We start from the raw sequence: 18,439 nt of genomic DNA on the forward strand, positions 1-18,439 counted from the left end.
CCTCCAGACCGGATGACGGAACGCAATGGACTTCAGAAAAGACATCAATGGACTGCGCGCCATCGCGGTGATCGCCGTGCTGCTTTACCACTTCAATCCCGATTGGTTACCCGGCGGGTTTGCGGGCGTGGATATCTTCTTCGTGATCTCTGGCTATCTGATCACGGGCATCATCCTGCGCAGCCTGCATGCGGGAAATTTCAGTCTGCTGAAGTTCTACGTATCCCGAGCCCGACGGATAGTCCCGGCGCTTGCGGTGCTGTGCTTCGTGCTCCTGTTCGCAGGCTGGTTTTACCTGTTACCGCAGGACTACAGCGAACTGGGCAAACACATCGCTGCCAGCCTGGGGTTTGTATCGAACGTCATTTACTGGTTCGAAGCCGGATACTTCACTCCAGGCGCCCACGAGAAATGGTTACTGCACACATGGTCGCTGTCGGTGGAGTGGCAGTTCTACATGATCTATCCGCTGGTATTGCTGGCGTTGAGCCGAGTGATTGCCTTGCACCATCTGCGCTGGCTGATCCTGATCGCCTGTCTGGGCGGGTTTGGCTTTTGTGTCTTCGCGTCATTCAAATGGCCGGAGCCGTCGTTCTATCTGCTGCCGACACGCGCCTGGGAGCTGCTGGTCGGCGCTGCCGCCTGTGCGTTCCCCATCAAGCTCCAGACATCGCATCAACGCGCTCTGGAGCGCGTTGGGCTGGGGCTGATGCTGGCGAGTTTCCTTGTCCTCTCCGAAAAGGACGTATGGCCGGGTTATCTGGCGTTGCTACCGGTGCTGGGTACCCTGGCCGTGATCATTGCGGCGCGACAAGACTCGTTCCTGACCGGTAACCGATTCTCACAATGGACCGGCAAACTGTCTTACTCGCTGTACCTCTGGCACTGGCCGGTGGTGGTGTTCATGAGTTACTCGGGTTATCTGGGCGAAACATCCAGCCTGGTGCTGGGCATACTCTGCGCCTTTGGCCTGGGCATAGCGTCTTATCACCTGATCGAAAAATCCCCCTCAGCCGTTAACGGAAAACGGCGCTGGAGGTTCGCCACTGTCAGCGCGTTGATCGGCTCGGTATTTGTCGCCGCAGGGGCGGTAAATGCTACGGAAGGGGCGGTTTCGGCGCTGCGCTCGGTGAGCATTTCCGACAAGGCGCGCTTTGTTCAGGATTACGCCAATCGGCAGAAAAATCTGTATGAAACCTACTGGCTCAAATGCGACGCCTTTTCTGCATTCACCGAACGCGGCCTGTCCGCCATTGATCCGTCTTGCACGGAGAAGCGCGGGCGCGGTGGCGTCTTTCTGTGGGGCGACTCTCATGCCCAGGCGTTGTCCCTGGGTTTACGAACCTTGCTGGCACACGACACACCGTTCTATCAAGTCGCTTCGGCCGGCTGCAAACCCAGCCTGACTCAGGACAATGGACGCGCCACCGCGCCGCGCCTGACCTGCAACTATTCCAACCGGACCGCGCTGCAAAGTATTCGCGAGCTGCGCCCGGATGTCGTGGTGATCGCCCAGAAGGATCAGCACGACAAAACCCGCTGGAACGACATCGCCACTCGCCTCAAGCGTTACGGGGTCAAACACATCGTCCTGCTGGGCCCGTTGCCGCAATGGAGCCCTTCCCTGCCAAGTGTGATCGCCAACCGGCACTGGAAGCAGAACGAATCGCACATCAGCGACCCGGCGCTGGATCAGAGCGTCATGGCCGCTGACCGGGCAACCCACGGCCAGATTGATCCTGAGGCGATCGACTTTGTGTCGCTGATCGACAAACTCTGTATCGCTAACGCTTGTCTGGTGCGGCTGCAGGACGATTCGCTGCTGCAAATCGACTCCGGTCACCTTAGTGAAGAAGGCTCGCTATACATCGTGAAAAACTTTGTTTTACCGGAGCTGAGCAAGCAGATTACTCAATAGCCGCCTGCGCAAAACCAGCCCGCCTGACCCTGATCAGCGCGGGCTTTTTTGCGTCTTGCGAAAATCTTCACGTGACCGCCACGTTTGGCTGCTAACTTGGGCTCAGGCCATTTTGCACGGAGGCAGAGTCGAGCATGTTTTTAAGCAACCTGTGTCATGGAATATTACTGACGGCGTTAGTCCTGACCGGTGCAGCGCATGCAGAGGTTTACCAGGCTGGAGGCACCCAATGGCGGCCATTCAGCTATGAAGACAAGCAAGGCAATCTGCGCGGCATATCCACCGACATCGTCCGCCGCGTTCTGCAGCAAGCCAATATCGAGGCGCAGTTCGTTTCTTACCCGGTCAATCGGCTGCAAGCCATGCTCGGCAGGGACGAGCTCGATATGAACTACGCCGACTCGGTGCAGTGGAACAGCCCCGAAGAACTTCAACATTTTGTGTTTTCCGAACCCTACCTGCGCGTCAAGGAACACCTCTACGTGCTCAAAGGAAGCCCCGCCGCCAAAGTCCCTGTGGACAAGTTACGCGGCCTGACTATAGGCACTGTCCGGGGCTATACCTACCTGACCATGGACCCGTCCTTTGCGGACAAAAACCTGGTGGAACTGGAAACCTCGGAAGACCCTGCGCTGCTTAAACTGCTACTGGCAAGACGCGTTGACGCCATCGCAATGGTCGATGATCTATTCGATTACCTCGTCGCAGAACAAGGCATGGACCCGAATCTGTTCGAGCGTGGCGCGAGCCTCAGCGATTCTGCGATCAGCATCAAGTTACAGCCGGAACTTGTGGCCCTGCTTCCGGGTATAAATAAAGCAATTCAAGCAATGATCAAGAGCGGCGAAGTGGCTCGGATTCGCGCGTCATACCTCGCCTCTCATGCAGCAGGTGGCTGCCAATCGGAAGCCCTAACCTGTTGAAATTCCGTGACGATCACTAAATCCGAATTAAGTTCAAATGTCCAAATTTATCAAGGACATAGCTTTAAACAATTCATGAACCGCAAGACTCGTCTTTACGCTTAGGCTCTCAGAACAACCAAAAACAGAGAGAGACCTGTGATGCCCATACCTCGCTTCCACGTCGCAGTGAGTCTGATCGGAGCAAGCCTGATGGCAAGCTCCGCAGCCTACGCTGACAACCTGACCCGTGATAATGGCGCCCCCGTTGGCGACAATCAGAACTCCCAAACCGCCGGCGCTACCGGCCCGGTCCTTTTGCAGGACGTACAACTGCTGCAAAAACTCCAGCGCTTTGATCGCGAGCGCATCCCTGAGCGCGTCGTGCACGCGCGCGGCACTGGTGTCCACGGGGAGTTCGTTGCGTCAGAAGGTGCTTCTGACCTGAGCAAAGCCAAGGTCTTCAGCAAAGGTGAACACACACCGGTATTCGTGCGGTTCTCCTCGGTGGTACACGGCAATCACTCGCCGGAAACCCTGCGTGATCCGCGCGGTTTTGCAACCAAGTTCTACACCGCAGACGGCAACTGGGACCTGGTCGGCAACAACTTCCCGACGTTCTTCATTCGTGATGCCATCAAGTTCCCGGACATGGTGCATGCGTTCAAGCCTGACCCGCGCACCAACCTGGATGACGACTCGCGCCGTTTCGATTTCTTCTCCCACGTGCCGGAAGCGACTCGCACTCTGACCTTGCTGTACTCGAACGAAGGCACTCCCGCCAGCTATCGCACCATGGATGGCAACGGCGTTCACGCTTACAAACTGGTGAATGCCAAAGGCGAAGTGAACTACGTGAAGTTCCACTGGAAAAGCCTGCAAGGCCTGAAAAACCTTGATCCAAAACAGGTTGCCGAAGTCCAGTCCAAGGATTACAGCCACCTCACCAATGATCTGGTGGATGCGATCAAGAAAGGGGATTTCCCGAAATGGGACCTCTACGTTCAGGTGATCAAACCTGAAGACCTGGCCAAGTTTGATTTCGACCCGCTGGATGCCACCAAAATCTGGCCGGACGTTCCAGAACGCAAAATTGGTCAGATGGTCCTGAACAAGAATGTGGATAACTTCTTCCAGGAAACCGAACAGGTCGCCATGGCTCCAGCCAACGTCGTGCCAGGCATTGAGCCTTCGGAAGACCGCCTGCTGCAGGGCCGCGTGTTCTCCTATGCAGATACTCAGCTCTACCGCGTCGGCACCAACGTCTTCAGCCTGCCGATCAACGCGCCAAAGGTTAAGGTCAACAACGGCAATCAGGACGGTTCGCTGAACAGCGGTAACACTACAACCGGCGTCAACTATGAGCCAAGCCGCCTCAATCCGCGCCCCGCTGTTGAAGCCGCTCGCTACAGCCAACTGCCACTGTCAGGCACCACCCAACAAGCGAAGATTCAGCGCGAGCAGAACTTCAAACAAGCGGGCGACTTGTATCGTTCTTACAGCAAAAAAGACCAGCAGGACTTGATCCAGAGCTTTGGTGAGTCGCTGGCCACCACCGATACCGAAAGCAAAAACATCATGCTTTCATTCCTCTACAAGGCTGATCCGGAATACGGCACTGGCGTGACCAAAGTTGCCAAAGGCGACCTGGATAAGGTCAAGCAACTCGCTGCCGCACTGAAGGACTGATCAACACCTCGCTCGCTTCAGCTGTCTGGTTGGAGCGAGCCGAGCCTTCCAGAGGATTCCACCATGCGCAGAACCCTGTTCGCGTTGCTGCTGTGCCTCACCGCCGGCACTGCCAGTGCCGCCACGCCCGAAGCAACAAACGAAGCAACAACCACCGACACTCAGGCGCAATTGCGTGCGCTGTTTTTCCAGGCCGCACGTGACGGCCGACAGGACATGCTCAACGAATTCATCAACGCTAAATTTGACCTGAACGTTCAGGACGAAAAGGGTTACACCGCACTGATTCTCGCGGCTTATCACGGCCACCAGGAAACGGTGACGCAACTTCTGAATGCAGGTGCAGATCCTTGCGCCAAAGACCTCAGAGGCAATACCGCGCTGATGGGCGCCATCTTCAAGGGTGAACTGAGTATCGCCCACCAACTGGTTGCCGCCAATTGCGCGCCAGACCAACGCAACAACGCTGGCCAGACCGCAGCGATGTACGCCGCCCTGTTCCACCGCAAAGACATCCTCGACTCCCTCGCCGCCAAAGGCGCAGACCTTAACGCCACAGATTCCATGGGAAATCAGGTGCAGAACCTTGAACGAGGAGAGTTTCAGCCGTTGCAGCCATCACAGTAAGCGCTTGGCCTGATGGCAGCGCTTTGGGTTGCCTATCGCGTTGGTGACTTAATACCTGAAGACCTAAGGGCGACCGGTCTCCTTCATCAAACGCTCGATCATGTAATCAGGTGAGTACGCGTAAAGCGTTTCCTTCGAAAGCGGTTGGTAAGGTGTTTTCAAAAACTCGCCCAACGCCGTCGTATCCCAGGACGCCTGTGCATCGAAGACAAAGATATTGGCAGGGTGAAACAGGGCTGCTTCTTTCACCGAGGCATTATTGGTGATCAGCTTTTTGCCGAAATAAGCCGCTTCCAGGGTTCGCAGCGTGAAGCCGGACTGACCAGGCTGATTGATCTCGACCAACACGTCAGCAGCAAGCGATAGCTCAAGATTGGCTTCGTAATCCAGCAGTGCGTCAGTGTGAAAACGCGTGGTTGGGGTAGAGGTGCTGTCCCGCACAATGTGGAAATCCACCTCGCATCCGTGTTGCTCCAACACACTGGCGAGCTGATCCAGCAAGGCGGAACGGCCCTTGTCGCGGCCCAGAAAGAAACACCGCTGGCCGGTAGCCGCCTCGCCGGAGACTACGACTGGTGCGGCTATTTCATCGAAGCCCAACGGGAAGAACTGATTCAGATGCTGCATGCCCAGACGATCACACTGGGCCTGATCGAAGCTATAGATTCGATCAAAGAACGGACTCATTGCGTGAACAAAAGCCTCATCGACCAAATCCCGAACCATCAGCACTTTGTACCCCGGGAACGCACGCACGATAGAGGGCAATACGTTGCGCTGAATCTGGCCCTCGTTGCAGACCAGAATATCGGTGTTCCGAAACCCTTTGATCGCGCAGTACAAACGACCCAGCCACGGCACAATTCTGTCTTGCACACCACCAGACCGGCGATTGCGCGTGACCAGACGATGTGTACGCTTGATCAGCTTGGGCACTTCCAGTCTGCGCACTTCGTAACGAGCGGCCAGGTAGTTGATGAATCGCCGCTCGTATTGCGCTGTCCAGCCCAGAAAAAACGTCCGCATTTCTTGTGTCCCGAAAACCGATGAGTCTGCCGCTCCAGAATCGGAGGGTGGTCAATATAAACCATCGGGATCACGCCAATAAGCCCTGGCTGGCAGGAGATTGCTCAGTGCACTGACACAGCGCTGTCGCGAAGCAAACACAGGACCTGTAGGAGCGCACGAGCACCGCGAGGCCGCGATAGCGTTGTATCAGACAGACCGCCATCGCTGCTTCGCGGTGCTCGTAAGCGCCTACAGAAAAAGATGAAAGCGGATTAAGCCGTGAGAATGTCCGGACCTCCAACACATCTTCTCCGCCGAAATACCGTCCTCCCGGCTAAAGCCCGCCCCACGTCAAACCGCCGTATTGATACGTCCGATCTTGAACTTCGCCTCAAAATAACCACCCGGCTGCTCACCGATCTGCAACCGACCGGCGCATGGCGCGAGAATCGACGTTTCCATTTTCATCGCTTCTATCACCGCAACGACCTGCCCCGCCTCTACCGACTCGCCATCTTCGACGACCCAGCTGTGCAGGTTGCCCGCAACCGGCGTCACGACTGCCTCCGGGTCGGCTTTTTCCACAGCCACCGCTTCAGGAGCAGGCTCTGCGGAGTTCATGCTGACCCCACGCAAAAGCGCAGCGGGCAGGCCCAGTTCGTGGCGCTTGCCGTCGATTTCGACAAATGTGCGCAGCACCCCTGGATCGGCCGACGCAGCACTGCGCGGCGCAATCGTGACGTGTTCAGCAAAGTCAGTCTCGATCCAGCGCGTGTGAACGGCGAACGTATCGGGCGCCGTAAAATCGTCATGCGCCATCACGGCTTGATGGAAAGGCAACACGGTGGCTACGCCTTCCACACGAAACTCGGCCAGGGCACGGCGCGCACGACGAATAGCCTGTTCGCGGGTCGCGCCGGTGACGATCAGCTTGGCAATCATCGAGTCGAAGTTAGGCGACACCCGCGAGCCTTGCTCGACACCGGTCTCAAGGCGAACACCCGGACCCGACGGCGGCTGGAACAGCTCGATGGTGCCCGGTGTCGGCAGGAAACCATTACCGGCATCTTCAGCGTTGATACGAAATTCGAAGCTGTGACCGCGAGGTATTGGCGTGCCTTCGAAGGACAGCGGCAAGCCATCAGCCACCCGCAGTTGCTCGATCACCAGGTCGATACCGCTGGTTTCTTCGGTGACCGGATGCTCGACCTGCAGACGGGTATTCACCTCAAGGAACGACAACGTGCCATCGGCGCTGAGCAGGAACTCCACAGTCCCGGCACCGACATAACCGGCCTCAGCGCAGATATTGCGCGCCGAGTCATGGATACGCTGGCGAAGGGCGTCATCGAGATAAGGTGCAGGCGCCTCTTCAATGAGCTTCTGATTGCGCCGTTGCAGCGAGCAATCACGCGTGCCGACTACGACGACTCGACCGTGGCGATCCGCGATGATCTGCGCTTCGATGTGCCGAGGTCGGTCCAGAAAGCGCTCCAGGAAGCATTCACCACGCCCGAATGCAGTAACCGCCTCACGCACCGCCGACTCATACAACTCGCTGACTTCTTCCAGCTTCCACGCCACCTTCAGACCGCGCCCGCCGCCGCCAAACGCTGCCTTGATCGCAATCGGCAGCCCGTACTGCTCGGCAAACGCGACCACTTCGCTGGCATCCTTCACCGGACCTTCAGTCCCCGCCACCAAAGGTGCACCGACTTTCAGGGCAATACGCCGCGCTTGCACCTTGTCACCCAATGCGTCGATGGTGCTCGGATCAGGACCGATCCAGGTCAGACCGGCATCAATCACGGCGCGGGCAAAATCCGCCCGCTCCGAAAGAAAGCCATACCCCGGGTGAACCGCGTCAGCGCCGGCCCGTGCAGCGACGGCCAGCAGCTTCTCGATGTTCAGGTAGGTATCGGCACCTCGCTCACCGTGCAACGCATAGGCCTCATCAGCCTGGCGCACGTGCAATGCGTCGATATCGGCATCGGCATACACCGCCACTGAGGCGACCCCGTAGTCACGGCAGGCGCGTACGATGCGGACAGCAATTTCGCCACGGTTGGCAATCAGAACCTTTTTCATGAGTTATCAGTCTCGTCTGAAAGAGCCGGGCACACGGGCTCGAAAGCACCCAGCGGGTTGAAGCGAATGCGGGAATTGACCGGAATCTGACCGGCAAGGTCCAGGTGATAAGGCGCAACAACGGCGATGACCGGGTAGCCGCCCGTCAGCGGATGGTCCGCCAGAAACAGCACCGGCTGGCCACTCGGCGGGACCTGAATCGCGCCGACGGTGGTGCCCTCGCTGGGCAGCTCGCCGGTGATGGTCCGTTCCAGTGCGGTATCGCCCGCCAATCGAATACCAATTCGGTTCGATTGCGGCGTCACGCGCCAGGTCTGTTGGCCTAGCAAGGCTTGAGCGTCGGCAGTGAACCAGTCACTGCGCGGGCCCATGACCACGTCCAGGGTAATGATCTGATCAGCGCTCGGCATCTCGAATGCCTGTTGCTCACTCACCGACACCGCTTCCCCGCCTGATCGTTGCTGAATTGCCAGGCACTCACCTGCGGCCAACGGGGCGGGTCCCACATGCGCAAGGGTGTCGGTGGACAGACTGCCCAGCACGGGCTCGCGGGCAAAGCCACCGCGAACCGCCACGTAGTTGCGCAGTCCGGCAGATAGCGAACCGATGCTGACCTGATCACCGTCCTGCAACATAAATGGCACGTAGAGCGCCGGGCGCAGCAGACGACCTTCGGCAGTACGTACTTCCAGCGCTGCCGTTGCGCCTGTAACCGCCGCCACGGCCTGACCATGGCAGGTAAACGTCAGGCCGCCCATCAGCACTTCAAGGCAAGCACTGGCCGGATCGTTACCCACTGCCCGGTTGGCCGCACGCAATGCGCCGCGGTCCATCGCCCCGGAAGCCGATACGCCCTGCCCCGCACGCCCGGGACGTCCGAGATCCTGAAGCAAGGTCTGCAGCCCCGGCGAAACGACTTCCAGATAATCCCCAGTCAGCGGCGACGTCTGCACACGGTTCGGTGCCGCCACAGAAACGGTCTTGCTCACCAAAGGACCGGCGTCGTGAAAGCGGACGCGATAGCCGGGCTGAAGCAGTGCCGGTTCGTCACGTTCCAGGTCCCACATCTTGGCTTCAGTGACACCAATGATCTGCCAGCCGCCAGGGCTGGCCTGTGGATAAATACCGCTGAAGCCACCTGCAAGCGCAACCGCTCCAGCCGGAATACGGGTTCGCGGCGTGCTGCGGCGCGGCACCACGAATTCAGCGCCGCCACTCAGGTAAGCAAAACCTGGGGCGAAACCACAGAAGGCCACTTTGTAATCGCTGCCGGTATGTCGCTGAATCACTTCTTCGGTGCTGATGCCAAGCTCGCGGGCGACGTCATCCAGATCCTCGCCGTTGTAATGCACTGCGATGTCGATCAGCTTGCCAGCCTCGCGAACTTTGCCATGGACGTCGCGCACAGCAATTTGCGCCGCCAACGCCTGACTGCTGATCGCGCTCGGACGAAAATGCACAAGCACTGTCCGGGCTGCCGGAACGAGCTCCTGTACACCAAAAATGGGCTCCTGCTGCAAGGAGTCGAACAGGGCGAGGGTCTCGTCCAGGTTCTCCAATTCAACCAGAAGCGCGTCCAGGCTGGCCGGGTAGAAACGCATGATCAACTCCTATACGTGGTAATGGCCGTCAGGGACATCAGTGATGAACATATGGCCCGGCGCATGGGACACGGCAAAAGGCACCCGAGAAGCCATGACCACGGCCTGAGGCGTCACACCGCAGGCCCAGAACACTGGAATCTCGCCGGGTTTGATGGTCACTGCGTCTCCGAAATCCGGACGGGAAATATCCTTGATACCCAGCAAGCCAGGTTCGCCGACATGCACGGGCGCACCGTGCACGCCGGGATAGCGCGCAGTGATTTTCACGGCATCGGCAACGCGGTCGGCGGCGATGGGCCGCATCGAAACCACCATCTCGCCTTGCAAACGGCCAGCGGGTCGGCAGATACGATTGGTGCGATACATCGGCACGTTGCAGTGCTCGCTGATGTGCCTGATGTCGATGCCCGCATTCAACAGATCGGTTTCGAACGTGAAGCTGCAGCCGATGAGGAAGGTCACCAGATCGGTGTGTTGCGCCCAGATATCACGGACATCAGTCACCTCTTCAGCCAGTTGCCCGTCGCGCCAGACCCGGTACAACGGCAGGTCGGTGCGCAAGTCGGCCTGATCGGCCAGAAAGGTGCTGTGGCTACCCGGTTCGGTCACGTCGAGGATCGGGCAGGCCTGCGGGTTGCGCTGGGCGAACAGCAGGAAGTCATACGCCCATTCCCGGGGTAACGAAATCATGTTGGCTTGCGTCATCCCCGGCGCGTGCCCGGCAGTGGGTGAAACCGTCCCTTCGCGGTAAAGGGCACGGGCGGCAACGGCGGCTTCACGGGCTTCTTTTATCGAGTTCATGTCAGCCTCAGGTGAATGCACGAATGGTGATATCTGCCTCAAGCAGATGCTTTCTCAGGGCGCGCGCGATGCCTACAGCGTCAGGACTGTCGCCATGCACACAGATCGAATCAGCCTCAAGGTGAATCAGCTCTCCGTTCTCGGTTTCGATGACGCCGTCATGCACCAGGCGCAGCATGCGCTTGGCGATTAGCTCGGGATCATGCAATACCGCACCGGCCTTCGAGCGGGATACCAGCGTACCTGCGCTCGTATAGGCACGATCCGCGAACGCTTCAGACACACAGGAAAGACCGGCATCGCTGGCCCATCCCAGCAGGCTGGAGTTGGCCAGACAGACCAGTTTCAGCGTCGGATCAATGCGCAGGATCGCCTGAATGACTGCCGCCGCCTGCTTCGCATCACCTGCAATGGTGTTGTAGAGCGCGCCGTGGGGTTTCACATAGCTCACTTGGGTACCGGCGCTTCGGGCCAGGCCTTGAAGCGCGCCGATCTGATAAATCACATCGGCAGTCAGTTGCTCGGCAGGCACGTCCATGTTGCGCCGCCCGAACCCGACAAGGTCCGGGTAGGCCACATGAGCCCCGACCGCAACCCCACGAGCGGCAGCCGCCTCTAGGGTGCGCAGTATTCCAGCCGGGTCACCCGCGTGAAATCCGCAGGCCACGTTGGCGCTGGTGACCACTTCAAGGATCGCCGCGTCGTCGCCCATGCTCCAGGCACCGAAGCTCTCTCCAAGGTCGCTGTTAATATCTATGCTTGGCATTTCTTGACTCCTTGGCCTCTGATATCGGAATCAGACCACATTGAGGAAGGCGAAGACCGGCCCGATGGACTTGATCGCCATGTACCAGGTCAGCAGGCAGGTCAGGGCACCGAGTAGCAGCAGCCAGCGCGGGTAATGGTAGCCGCCCATCATGTCCGACCGGCGCCAGCCCACGTAGATAAAGAGGCTCAGTCCAATTGGCAGAATCAGGCCGTTGAAACCGCCCGCGAACAGCAGAAGTGCGGCTGGTGCAGTACCCATCAGCACGTAGACCAGCAGCGATACGGCAATGAATACCGTCGTGGCGCGGTTACGACCCTGTTCAGTGATGTCCGGCTTGAATACCGAGATAAAGGAGATGGAAGTGTAAGCGGCACCGATTACGCTGGTGATTGCTGCGGCCCAGAGTATCAATCCAAATGCACGCAGGCCGAACTGGCCAGCCGCAGCCTGAAAGGCTTGGGCTGCCGGGTTGGCACCTTGACCCGAAGTGTCGATGACCACACCACTGGCAACCACACCGAGGATGGCCAGAAACAGCACGTAACGCATGAGACCTGTGACCAGGATGCCACTCAAGGCTGCTCTCGTAACCGCCTCAAGGTTTTCTTCGCCGGTTGTGCCCCGGTCCAGCAGGCGGTGTGCCCCAGCATAGGTGATGTAACCACCGACAGTGCCGCCGACAATGGTTGTGATCGTGGCGAAATTGATCTGATCAGGGAGTACGGTCTGGTATAGCGCTTCACCCAGCGGAGGGTTAGAGGCGAACGCAACGAACACCGTCAGACCAATCATTATCACGCCTAGCCAGACAATCATGCGATCAACGGCAAGGCCGGCGCGATGGGAGGAAAATATTCCGATGGCCAGCAGTGCGCTCAAGCCACCGCCCCACTTGGCATCAAGGCCGAGCAGCGCATTCAGACCCAGCCCGGCACCCGCGATATTACCGACGTTGAACACCAGGCCACCGAAGATCACCAGTACCGCCAGCAGATAACCACTGCCAGGAATCGCCTTATTGGCCAGCTCAGCGGCGCGCATGCGAGTCAGGGTGACTATTCGCCAGATATTAAGCTGTACGACGAAGTCGATCAGGATCGACGCGAGGATACCGAACGCAAATGCGGCACCCATTTTTGCCGTGAAGGTAGCGGTCTGGGTGATGAACCCGGGCCCGATAGCGGAGGTTGCCATCATGAAGATCGCGGCGACTAACGACGCCCGCCGCGTCTTTGTGAACTCTAGCGTGGTCTGTGTCACGGCATCATTCCTACAGTGAGAGATGTTGCCAACAGAGCAATGTGTGTGCCAACACTCAACAAATGCCGCTTAAGTGTAGGTTTAACAACGAAATATTGTTGAACAATCCATCATTAATGAGTGGACGATATGCACCACTTCGTTACGCGATCACTCATGAATGCTACTTAATGAAGCGCGTAACGAGCTTCTTCCTTGCCACACCGTCAGGTCTCATGGAATATCGGCGGGGCTTTTATCATCATGGAACCCTTATGAAAGATGCGCCTGCTCTTCCCAACCGCACCCTGGGAGAGTCCATTACTCAAGAAGTCCGAAGAATGCTGGTCGAGGGCGAGTTAATCCCCGGTCAACGTCTCTCCGAGGCTGCGCTGGCAGAAAGCCTGAACATCTCACGCAACACCCTGAGAGAAGCCTTCAGAGTGCTGACCCGTGAAGGACTGCTCAAGCACGAACCCAACCGTGGAGTAACGGTTGCGGAGCCCGATATGGCATCCATCATCGATATCTACCGTGTGCGGCGCTTCATCGAGTGCAAAGCCATCGCGCAAGGTTATCCACAGCATCCCGGAACACTGCACATGCGCGAAGCGGTCGAGGCCGGTATACAGGCCCGGGAAGCCAAAGACTGGAAAGCAGTCGGCACCGCCAACATGATGTTCCACCGGGCCATCATCGAACTGGCAGACAGCCCTCGTCTGGTGGTGTTCTACGGACAGATCTCGGCTGAATTGAGACTGGCTTTCGGGCTGCTCAATAACCCGCAGCTGTTGCACCTGCCGTTTCTCGACATGAACGCCTCGATTCTGCGATGCCTTGAAGAAGGCCGTGCAGACGAGGCGTCTACCATGCTCGGGGCATATCTGGATCAGTCGGAACGAGTGGTGCTGGCGGCTTATGAACGGACGATGAGCCGGTAGGTAGATAGACTTACAGCTTTAAATCAAAGGCTGAGTAAACCAGGGTCACTCCTCGTCCTGACTCTTGCTGGCCCGATACCGGCCAGGAGACATTCCGAACCATCGCTCACAGGCTTTATTAAACGCACTCTGATTTTTAAACGCGACCCGGTAGCTAATTTGTTTAAGCGACAAAATACTGGTGGTCAGCAGTTGATGGCTCTGCTGCATCTTGACTTGATCTACCAGCTTCTTGACATTTTGCCCTTCCGGTTCCAGCGCCTTGGTGAGTTGATAAGGCGTCAACTGCATGGTGTGCGCGATATCTTCGATGGTCACGGGGCGATTCTGGCTCAGGTGTTGAAGCACTGTGCTCTTGGTGCGCGCGCTCACATTGTCGATGTTGATCGTGTTCTGCTGCATCGCCAGATAATCATTATGGATAGCCTGAAGCAGCACATTGCCGGTGGCTATCGGCAAGTCGCCATCCTCACGCTTGAAGGTGAGCGCGTTCACCTCGGACCTGAATTTCAAATTCGGCCCGAACAGCTTTTTGAGTTGCGTAGTATCGCTGGGCTCGTCGTAAGTAAACTCGGCACATAAAGGCATGATTTTTTTACGGGGCGCCAACCAGTGAAGCAGTCCAAGGGTAATGGACGCCGCCGCATCAATGAATGGTCTCGGCAACTCCGGCTCTCTGGAGTTTTCCGCAAAGCCTATGAGCTTGAGGGTACTGCCCTGCCTGTCCAGGTACATGCAAAAACCCGAACTCACGACAGAGTGGAAATCCACGATATATTTTAAGGCATCGCTTATTGTCGAACTCGACATAATCGCGTATCCCAGAAAATCCAGATTGCCTGGATGCGCGTTGTCGTAAGCGAGAAGTCCGATGTCATCACTGGCACCCATCTTTTGCGCCAGCATAAATAACTTGCTTAACTCTTTTACTGGAACCTGTCGTCCTTCGAGATCAATACCTGACAGTTGAAGATCTGGACGCTCCCGTGCACTTTCACTGTCGTTGATTGAGGCAAAGACGGCTTCAGCAAATGCTTGAGCCAAAGAAGAGGAAATAAACTGCATAACTGCTCATCGTCGAATGGGTTTTTCCTGCGTATTTTCCATAATCCATTATTACCTGTGGCTGGCCAGTAACGCCTTTATCGCCTCGCGGGTGGCGACCTCTGCATCGCATGCCCGGCCACCGGCGATTCTAGAGCCTTTCATACTGAGAATGCCAGACCATGAGATTCTCCCGAATAAAACTCCGTCACGACATTGGCAATATCATTTCATGACGATATCAATATGACACTCCTCCACCGTTTCGACCCTGTGCACACCGACGGTACTATTAAGGATCGCATGACATCAGGCACCTGATCATATAAAGCATCACGCCTTTGTTTTCTTATCCTCAGAGGGGAAATTCTTATCCTCACCGTTCAAGCGCTGTAAGTTTTTCTTTTAAAAAGGTAAACATCTCAGTGCTTCTCAAAAAACCTGACGCGATATTTTTTAACTGTCCTGGCGCATTTTTTGAGCGGCGGGACTATATACATTACGAATGGCGCGGCAGGACAAGCATTTTCTTGAGAAGCGGGGGCGGGCTTATGTTGGGCGAGGATCTGACGAGCAACATTCTATATCTGCTGGACGAGATCAGTGAGCGAGCTGAAGGTTTGGATATCGTACAACAGCTTGACGTACTGGATGCTCTCACAGCACTTCTGTCCGCCACAGAAGGATTAAATGTCCAGCTACGTGCCTTGAATGCTCACAACATAACGAACGCCAAGCCGCGTCGACATCTACACTTGGTAAAATGACGGCACCTGCTCGAGCCTTTCGTTTGAGAAGCCTATTATCTTGTAATGCGGCACTGATCCAGCGATCAAGGCTGGCACCATATTAGGGCACTTATTCACCGCAACCGAATATAGGCCCGTTTTTGCACTTCCATTGGGCAACGCATAAGTTTTCTCGACACTCATTGTTTTTTAACCTCGACAAAACGCTGGCGTACCGGCCTCCCCTCTTATAGGACATTTATGAATTTTTTAAAACACGCCAACTTTTCCGGAAAATTGGCGATTGCCTTTGGTGCATGTGCTGTTATCACCTTGGCGGTGGGAGGGCTCGGCATGAGTGCGGTGAGCAAGTTATCCGATGCCTTGGAGTCTACCTTTTCAAACAACTTGCTCTCCGTAGCCAATACTAACGAGACGATGTCGGCGCTGACCACCCACAATCGTGGCCTCTATAGACTGCTGGATGCCAAAGACAGCGCGACAGCAGAGAAAATGCGTTCCAGCATTTCGGCGGAACTGGAACGAGCGCAAAAAGTTTATGCGGTGTATCGCGATACTTCGTTGCAGGACGATGAGAAAGCTGCAGGGGATCAGTACGACAAAGTCATGCCGTCCTATATCTCCGATACTCAGAAAATATTTGATCTGCAGCAACAAGGTAAATTGGTAGAGGCACGCACTCAGCTAAACCAGTTATCTGAAGGCGACTTTAACAGTGCCCGAAAATTTCTTCAGGTCATGATTGACTCGAATAAACGACAAGTCAAAGAAGGCTCTGAGGCAGCGAAGGAACTCAAATCCACTTCCACGCTGTTGCTGTCCAGCGGAATTATCATTGCATTCCTGGTGGCAATTATCCTGGGCGTCATGATTATCCGCATGATCACTCGCCCACTGGCGCAAGCGGTAAACAGTGCACAGCGCATCGCCAAGGGGGATTTGACTGAGACGATTTCCACGGACCGTACCGATGAAGCCGGGCAGCTTCTCAAGGCAATCAGCCTGATGCAAGGCAGCTTGAGAACCACTATTCGTGAGATCGCCAGCGCTTCCGATCAACTCGCGTCAGCCGCCGAAGAGTTGAGTGCGGTAACAGAAGAAAGCACCCGCAGCCTGATACGCCAGGACAGTGAGATTCAGCAAGCGGCAACCGCCGTGAATCAGATGACCGCAGCGGTGGAAGAAGTTGCACGCAACGCAGTGTCCACCTCAGAGGTCTCAAAAACCGCAGCACAAGACGCGGTTGATGGTCGCGAGCAAGTAAACGATACCGTCAAGGGTATTGGCACGATGGTCAGGGAAATCACCAAATCCACTGACTCTGTATCCGAGTTGGCGACCAACGTCAGGGATATCAGCAAGGTGCTTGAGGTCATTCGAAGCATCGCCGACCAGACCAATCTGCTGGCCCTCAACGCTGCAATCGAAGCCGCACGAGCGGGCGAACAAGGCCGCGGGTTCGCGGTGGTAGCCGATGAAGTCAGGGCGCTGGCGCATCGCACCCAGGCATCGACTGTTGAGATTGAAGGCATGATTGGAACCGTTCAATCAGGGGCCGATGGCGCGGTAGAAGCCATGAGTAAAAGTCTGGCCATGGCGAATGGAACCCAGAAGCTGGCTGAGAGCGCCGGTACGGCCCTTGAGAAAATCACCAGCGGCGTCGCGCAGATCAATGAGCGAAATATGGTCATTGCTTCTGCCTCAGAGGAACAGGCTCAAGTGGCGCGTGAGGTTGATCGCAACCTGCTTAATATCCAGGATCTTTCAACCCAGTCTTCGGCCGGCGCCAACCAGACCAGCGCTTCCAGTCAGGAGCTGTCGCGCCTCGCCACCTCTTTCAATACGCTGGTGGCGCAATTCAGGTTTTGATGGCTCAAGCGGCTCAGAAAGATGATGAGAGGCTAAAACTTTCTGAGCCACTGCCCCGAATCCCGACACCCCGTTCAAACTGAAAATGGCGCGCCCGGAGGCTGATGATCAGAACAGCCCACCCAGAGAAATCGTCGCGCCACCTCCAGCCTGCAGCCCCACGTTAAGGCCAGCGGCGGTGATCACGCCTTTGGCCGAGCGCAGCAGGCGCACCGTGCTGTCGTGAGGCAGGAGAATGCTGCCCATCGGCGTCATCTTGGCGGCGACCATGGCCAGCAGCCCGGGGTCCAGACCGAACAGCATGGCAGAGCCGCTGGCCCCACCGACCAGACCCACGCCCGCTTCAATGAACACGCAAGGCCCCAGGAAGTCCTCACGGAGCAGACCGCGGGCAGCGATCGAGTCTGCAACCAGCACCTGACCGAACGCCGGAAAATCTTCGCTTGCTCCCGCTGCACCGACGCTCTTGCCCCGCACGTGCAAGTTGACCTTGCCGAACCGCGGCAGGCGCGCGCCGACGCCCAGGCCGACCCCAACCGAGCCATAGCGAAACTGCTGGTCGACCCCCTTGGGGTCGGTCAGGGTCAGTGCGCCGCCAGCGGCGGCCGCGAACACTACGGTCAATCCACCGCCGCTGGCAGTCTTGTAGCGCCAGTCACTTACAGTCACAGGTAACGGGATTTGCATTTGAATATCCTATATGGGCCGCGTCATGCGGCGCCGACGAAGCCATGCAGCTGCGTGGTAGCCGCCCCCTGCGATGAATACGATAGCCAACAGACCCGAGAACAGGCTCGCGCCCCAAAGCGCGCCCTGGTCTTCAATGATCGCGGTACTGGAGGGCGCTTCCGCGTTGTAGAACACCGTCACCGAGTCGCCCACCGCGTAGCCGAATATAAACCCGCTCTCGGGGTAGCTGAAGGCCTTGCCCGTAGCATCGGTGAAATCAATTTGTGGGTGACTGCCGCCGGAGTTCAGGGCGCTGACATGCCCTTGCGCACGTTGTGCCTGGGCCAGAAAGCCAAGTCGATCTTCGACCAGCCACACAGTGAGGCACAAGAGACACAGGCCCAGCGGAATAAAAATCAGCGCACGGAGCAGATCGCCCCGCCCGGAAGATGACGTCTTGGTCATCGCAGGTCCCTTGCACAGTCCGTAAACGCCGGTTATTACAATGATCCGGCGGGAGTC

General features: G+C 57.1%; 16 protein-coding genes and 1 pseudogene. 8 read left to right on the plus strand and 9 right to left on the minus strand.

Annotation, left to right across the window (positions count from 1 at the left end):
• Positions 1-25 precede the first annotated feature (25 nt).
• The 4 genes from AO242_RS20440 (at position 26) to AO242_RS20455 (ending at position 5,136) form a co-directional block, all read left to right on the plus strand.
• Complete coding sequence (locus AO242_RS20440) at positions 26-1,918, plus strand: acyltransferase family protein (protein ID WP_099270152.1); 1,893 nt, start codon at positions 26-28, stop codon at positions 1,916-1,918.
• A 134-nt stretch (positions 1,919-2,052) separates the two neighbouring features.
• Positions 2,053-2,841, plus strand: coding sequence for a substrate-binding periplasmic protein (locus AO242_RS20445; RefSeq protein ID WP_099270153.1), 789 nt, complete (start codon positions 2,053-2,055; stop codon positions 2,839-2,841).
• 141 nt (positions 2,842-2,982) lie between these two features.
• Complete coding sequence (gene katB, locus AO242_RS20450) at positions 2,983-4,509, plus strand: catalase KatB (protein ID WP_099270154.1); 1,527 nt, start codon at positions 2,983-2,985, stop codon at positions 4,507-4,509.
• 63 nt (positions 4,510-4,572) lie between these two features.
• Positions 4,573-5,136, plus strand: coding sequence for an ankyrin repeat domain-containing protein (locus AO242_RS20455; protein ID WP_099270155.1), 564 nt, complete (start codon positions 4,573-4,575; stop codon positions 5,134-5,136).
• Positions 5,137-5,199: 63 nt separating this feature from the next.
• On the opposite strand, the gene AO242_RS20460 is transcribed toward AO242_RS20455, so the two are convergent.
• The 6 genes from AO242_RS20460 to AO242_RS20485 all read right to left on the minus strand — a co-directional run bounded on the left by AO242_RS20460 (position 5,200) and on the right by AO242_RS20485 (position 12,666).
• Complete coding sequence (locus AO242_RS20460; RefSeq protein WP_099270156.1) at positions 5,200-6,162, minus strand: hypothetical protein; 963 nt, start codon at positions 6,160-6,162, stop codon at positions 5,200-5,202.
• Positions 6,163-6,495: 333 nt separating this feature from the next.
• Positions 6,496-8,232, minus strand: a complete 1,737-nt coding sequence (locus AO242_RS20465) for an ATP-binding protein (RefSeq protein WP_099270157.1) — start codon at positions 8,230-8,232, stop codon at positions 6,496-6,498.
• A complete protein-coding gene (locus AO242_RS20470) occupies positions 8,229-9,833 on the minus strand; it encodes a 5-oxoprolinase/urea amidolyase family protein (RefSeq protein WP_099270158.1) in 1,605 nt (534 codons plus the stop codon). Before AO242_RS20470 ends, AO242_RS20465 begins: the two co-directional genes overlap by 4 nt.
• A 9-nt stretch (positions 9,834-9,842) precedes the next feature.
• Entirely contained in the window at positions 9,843-10,637 is a 795-nt protein-coding gene (locus tag AO242_RS20475) for a putative hydro-lyase (protein ID WP_099270159.1), read from the minus strand.
• Positions 10,638-10,644: 7 nt separating this feature from the next.
• On the minus strand, positions 10,645-11,403 hold the full coding sequence (locus AO242_RS20480) for a LamB/YcsF family protein (RefSeq protein ID WP_099270160.1): 759 nt from the start codon (positions 11,401-11,403) through the stop codon (positions 10,645-10,647).
• Positions 11,404-11,433: 30 nt separating this feature from the next.
• On the minus strand, positions 11,434-12,666 hold the full coding sequence (locus tag AO242_RS20485) for an NRAMP family divalent metal transporter (RefSeq protein ID WP_099270161.1): 1,233 nt from the start codon (positions 12,664-12,666) through the stop codon (positions 11,434-11,436).
• Positions 12,667-12,920: 254 nt separating this feature from the next.
• Here AO242_RS20485 and AO242_RS20490 point away from each other — a divergent pair, with 254 nt between their 5' ends.
• Positions 12,921-13,586, plus strand: a complete 666-nt coding sequence (locus AO242_RS20490) for a GntR family transcriptional regulator (RefSeq protein ID WP_099270162.1) — start codon at positions 12,921-12,923, stop codon at positions 13,584-13,586.
• Between the two features lie 45 nt (positions 13,587-13,631).
• Here the strand turns inward: AO242_RS20490 and AO242_RS20495 are convergent, their stop codons facing one another.
• Entirely contained in the window at positions 13,632-14,651 is a 1,020-nt protein-coding gene (locus AO242_RS20495) for an AraC family transcriptional regulator (RefSeq protein ID WP_099270163.1), read from the minus strand.
• 404 nt (positions 14,652-15,055) lie between these two features.
• On the opposite strand from AO242_RS20495, the gene AO242_RS20500 reads away from it, so the two are divergent.
• The 3 genes and pseudogenes from AO242_RS20500 (at position 15,056) to AO242_RS30260 (ending at position 17,248) form a co-directional block, all read left to right on the plus strand.
• Positions 15,056-15,397: a hypothetical protein gene (locus tag AO242_RS20500; protein WP_099270164.1), complete on the plus strand. Its 342-nt coding sequence runs from the start codon at positions 15,056-15,058 to the stop codon at positions 15,395-15,397.
• 222 nt (positions 15,398-15,619) lie between these two features.
• Positions 15,620-16,390: pseudogene (locus AO242_RS30255) on the plus strand (MCP four helix bundle domain-containing protein); the annotation flags it as partial.
• Positions 16,385-17,248, plus strand: a complete 864-nt coding sequence (locus AO242_RS30260) for a methyl-accepting chemotaxis protein (RefSeq protein ID WP_373562243.1) — start codon at positions 16,385-16,387, stop codon at positions 17,246-17,248. The pseudogene AO242_RS30255 and the gene AO242_RS30260, both read left to right, overlap by 6 nt.
• 108 nt (positions 17,249-17,356) lie before the next feature.
• Here the strand turns inward: AO242_RS30260 and AO242_RS20510 are convergent, their stop codons facing one another.
• The gene (locus AO242_RS20510) at positions 17,357-17,935 is read right to left on the minus strand and encodes a hypothetical protein (RefSeq protein WP_231665554.1); all 579 of its coding nucleotides are present in this window, start codon (positions 17,933-17,935) and stop codon (positions 17,357-17,359) included.
• Positions 17,936-17,944: 9 nt separating this feature from the next.
• Positions 17,945-18,382, minus strand: coding sequence for a DUF3592 domain-containing protein (locus AO242_RS20515; RefSeq protein ID WP_099270167.1), 438 nt, complete (start codon positions 18,380-18,382; stop codon positions 17,945-17,947).
• Positions 18,383-18,439 lie beyond the last annotated feature (57 nt).

It is taken from the genome of Pseudomonas sp. ICMP 561 (assembly GCF_002699985.1).
GTDB lineage: Bacteria > Pseudomonadota > Gammaproteobacteria > Pseudomonadales > Pseudomonadaceae > Aquipseudomonas > Aquipseudomonas quasicaspiana.

What these genes read in the sequence shown, in the direction of transcription:
- AO242_RS20490 (WP_099270162.1), top strand. Translation starts at nt 12,921, where the DNA reads ATGAAAGATGCGCCTGCTCTTCCCAACCGCACCCTGGGAGAGTCCATT.
- AO242_RS20465 (WP_099270157.1), bottom strand. Translation starts at nt 8,232, where the DNA reads ATGAAAAAGGTTCTGATTGCCAACCGTGGCGAAATTGCTGTCCGCATC.
- AO242_RS20445 (WP_099270153.1), top strand. Translation starts at nt 2,053, where the DNA reads ATGTTTTTAAGCAACCTGTGTCATGGAATATTACTGACGGCGTTAGTC.
- AO242_RS20460 (WP_099270156.1), bottom strand. Translation starts at nt 6,162, where the DNA reads ATGCGGACGTTTTTTCTGGGCTGGACAGCGCAATACGAGCGGCGATTC.
- AO242_RS20515 (WP_099270167.1), bottom strand. Translation starts at nt 18,382, where the DNA reads ATGACCAAGACGTCATCTTCCGGGCGGGGCGATCTGCTCCGTGCGCTG.
- AO242_RS20510 (WP_231665554.1), bottom strand. Translation starts at nt 17,935, where the DNA reads ATGCAAATCCCGTTACCTGTGACTGTAAGTGACTGGCGCTACAAGACT.
- AO242_RS20495 (WP_099270163.1), bottom strand. Translation starts at nt 14,651, where the DNA reads ATGCAGTTTATTTCCTCTTCTTTGGCTCAAGCATTTGCTGAAGCCGTC.
- AO242_RS20475 (WP_099270159.1), bottom strand. Translation starts at nt 10,637, where the DNA reads ATGAACTCGATAAAAGAAGCCCGTGAAGCCGCCGTTGCCGCCCGTGCC.
- AO242_RS20455 (WP_099270155.1), top strand. Translation starts at nt 4,573, where the DNA reads ATGCGCAGAACCCTGTTCGCGTTGCTGCTGTGCCTCACCGCCGGCACT.
- AO242_RS20480 (WP_099270160.1), bottom strand. Translation starts at nt 11,403, where the DNA reads ATGCCAAGCATAGATATTAACAGCGACCTTGGAGAGAGCTTCGGTGCC.
- AO242_RS20470 (WP_099270158.1), bottom strand. Translation starts at nt 9,833, where the DNA reads ATGCGTTTCTACCCGGCCAGCCTGGACGCGCTTCTGGTTGAATTGGAG.
- katB (WP_099270154.1), top strand. Translation starts at nt 2,983, where the DNA reads ATGCCCATACCTCGCTTCCACGTCGCAGTGAGTCTGATCGGAGCAAGC.
- AO242_RS20440 (WP_099270152.1), top strand. Translation starts at nt 26, where the DNA reads ATGGACTTCAGAAAAGACATCAATGGACTGCGCGCCATCGCGGTGATC.
- AO242_RS30260 (WP_373562243.1), top strand. Translation starts at nt 16,385, where the DNA reads ATGCAAGGCAGCTTGAGAACCACTATTCGTGAGATCGCCAGCGCTTCC.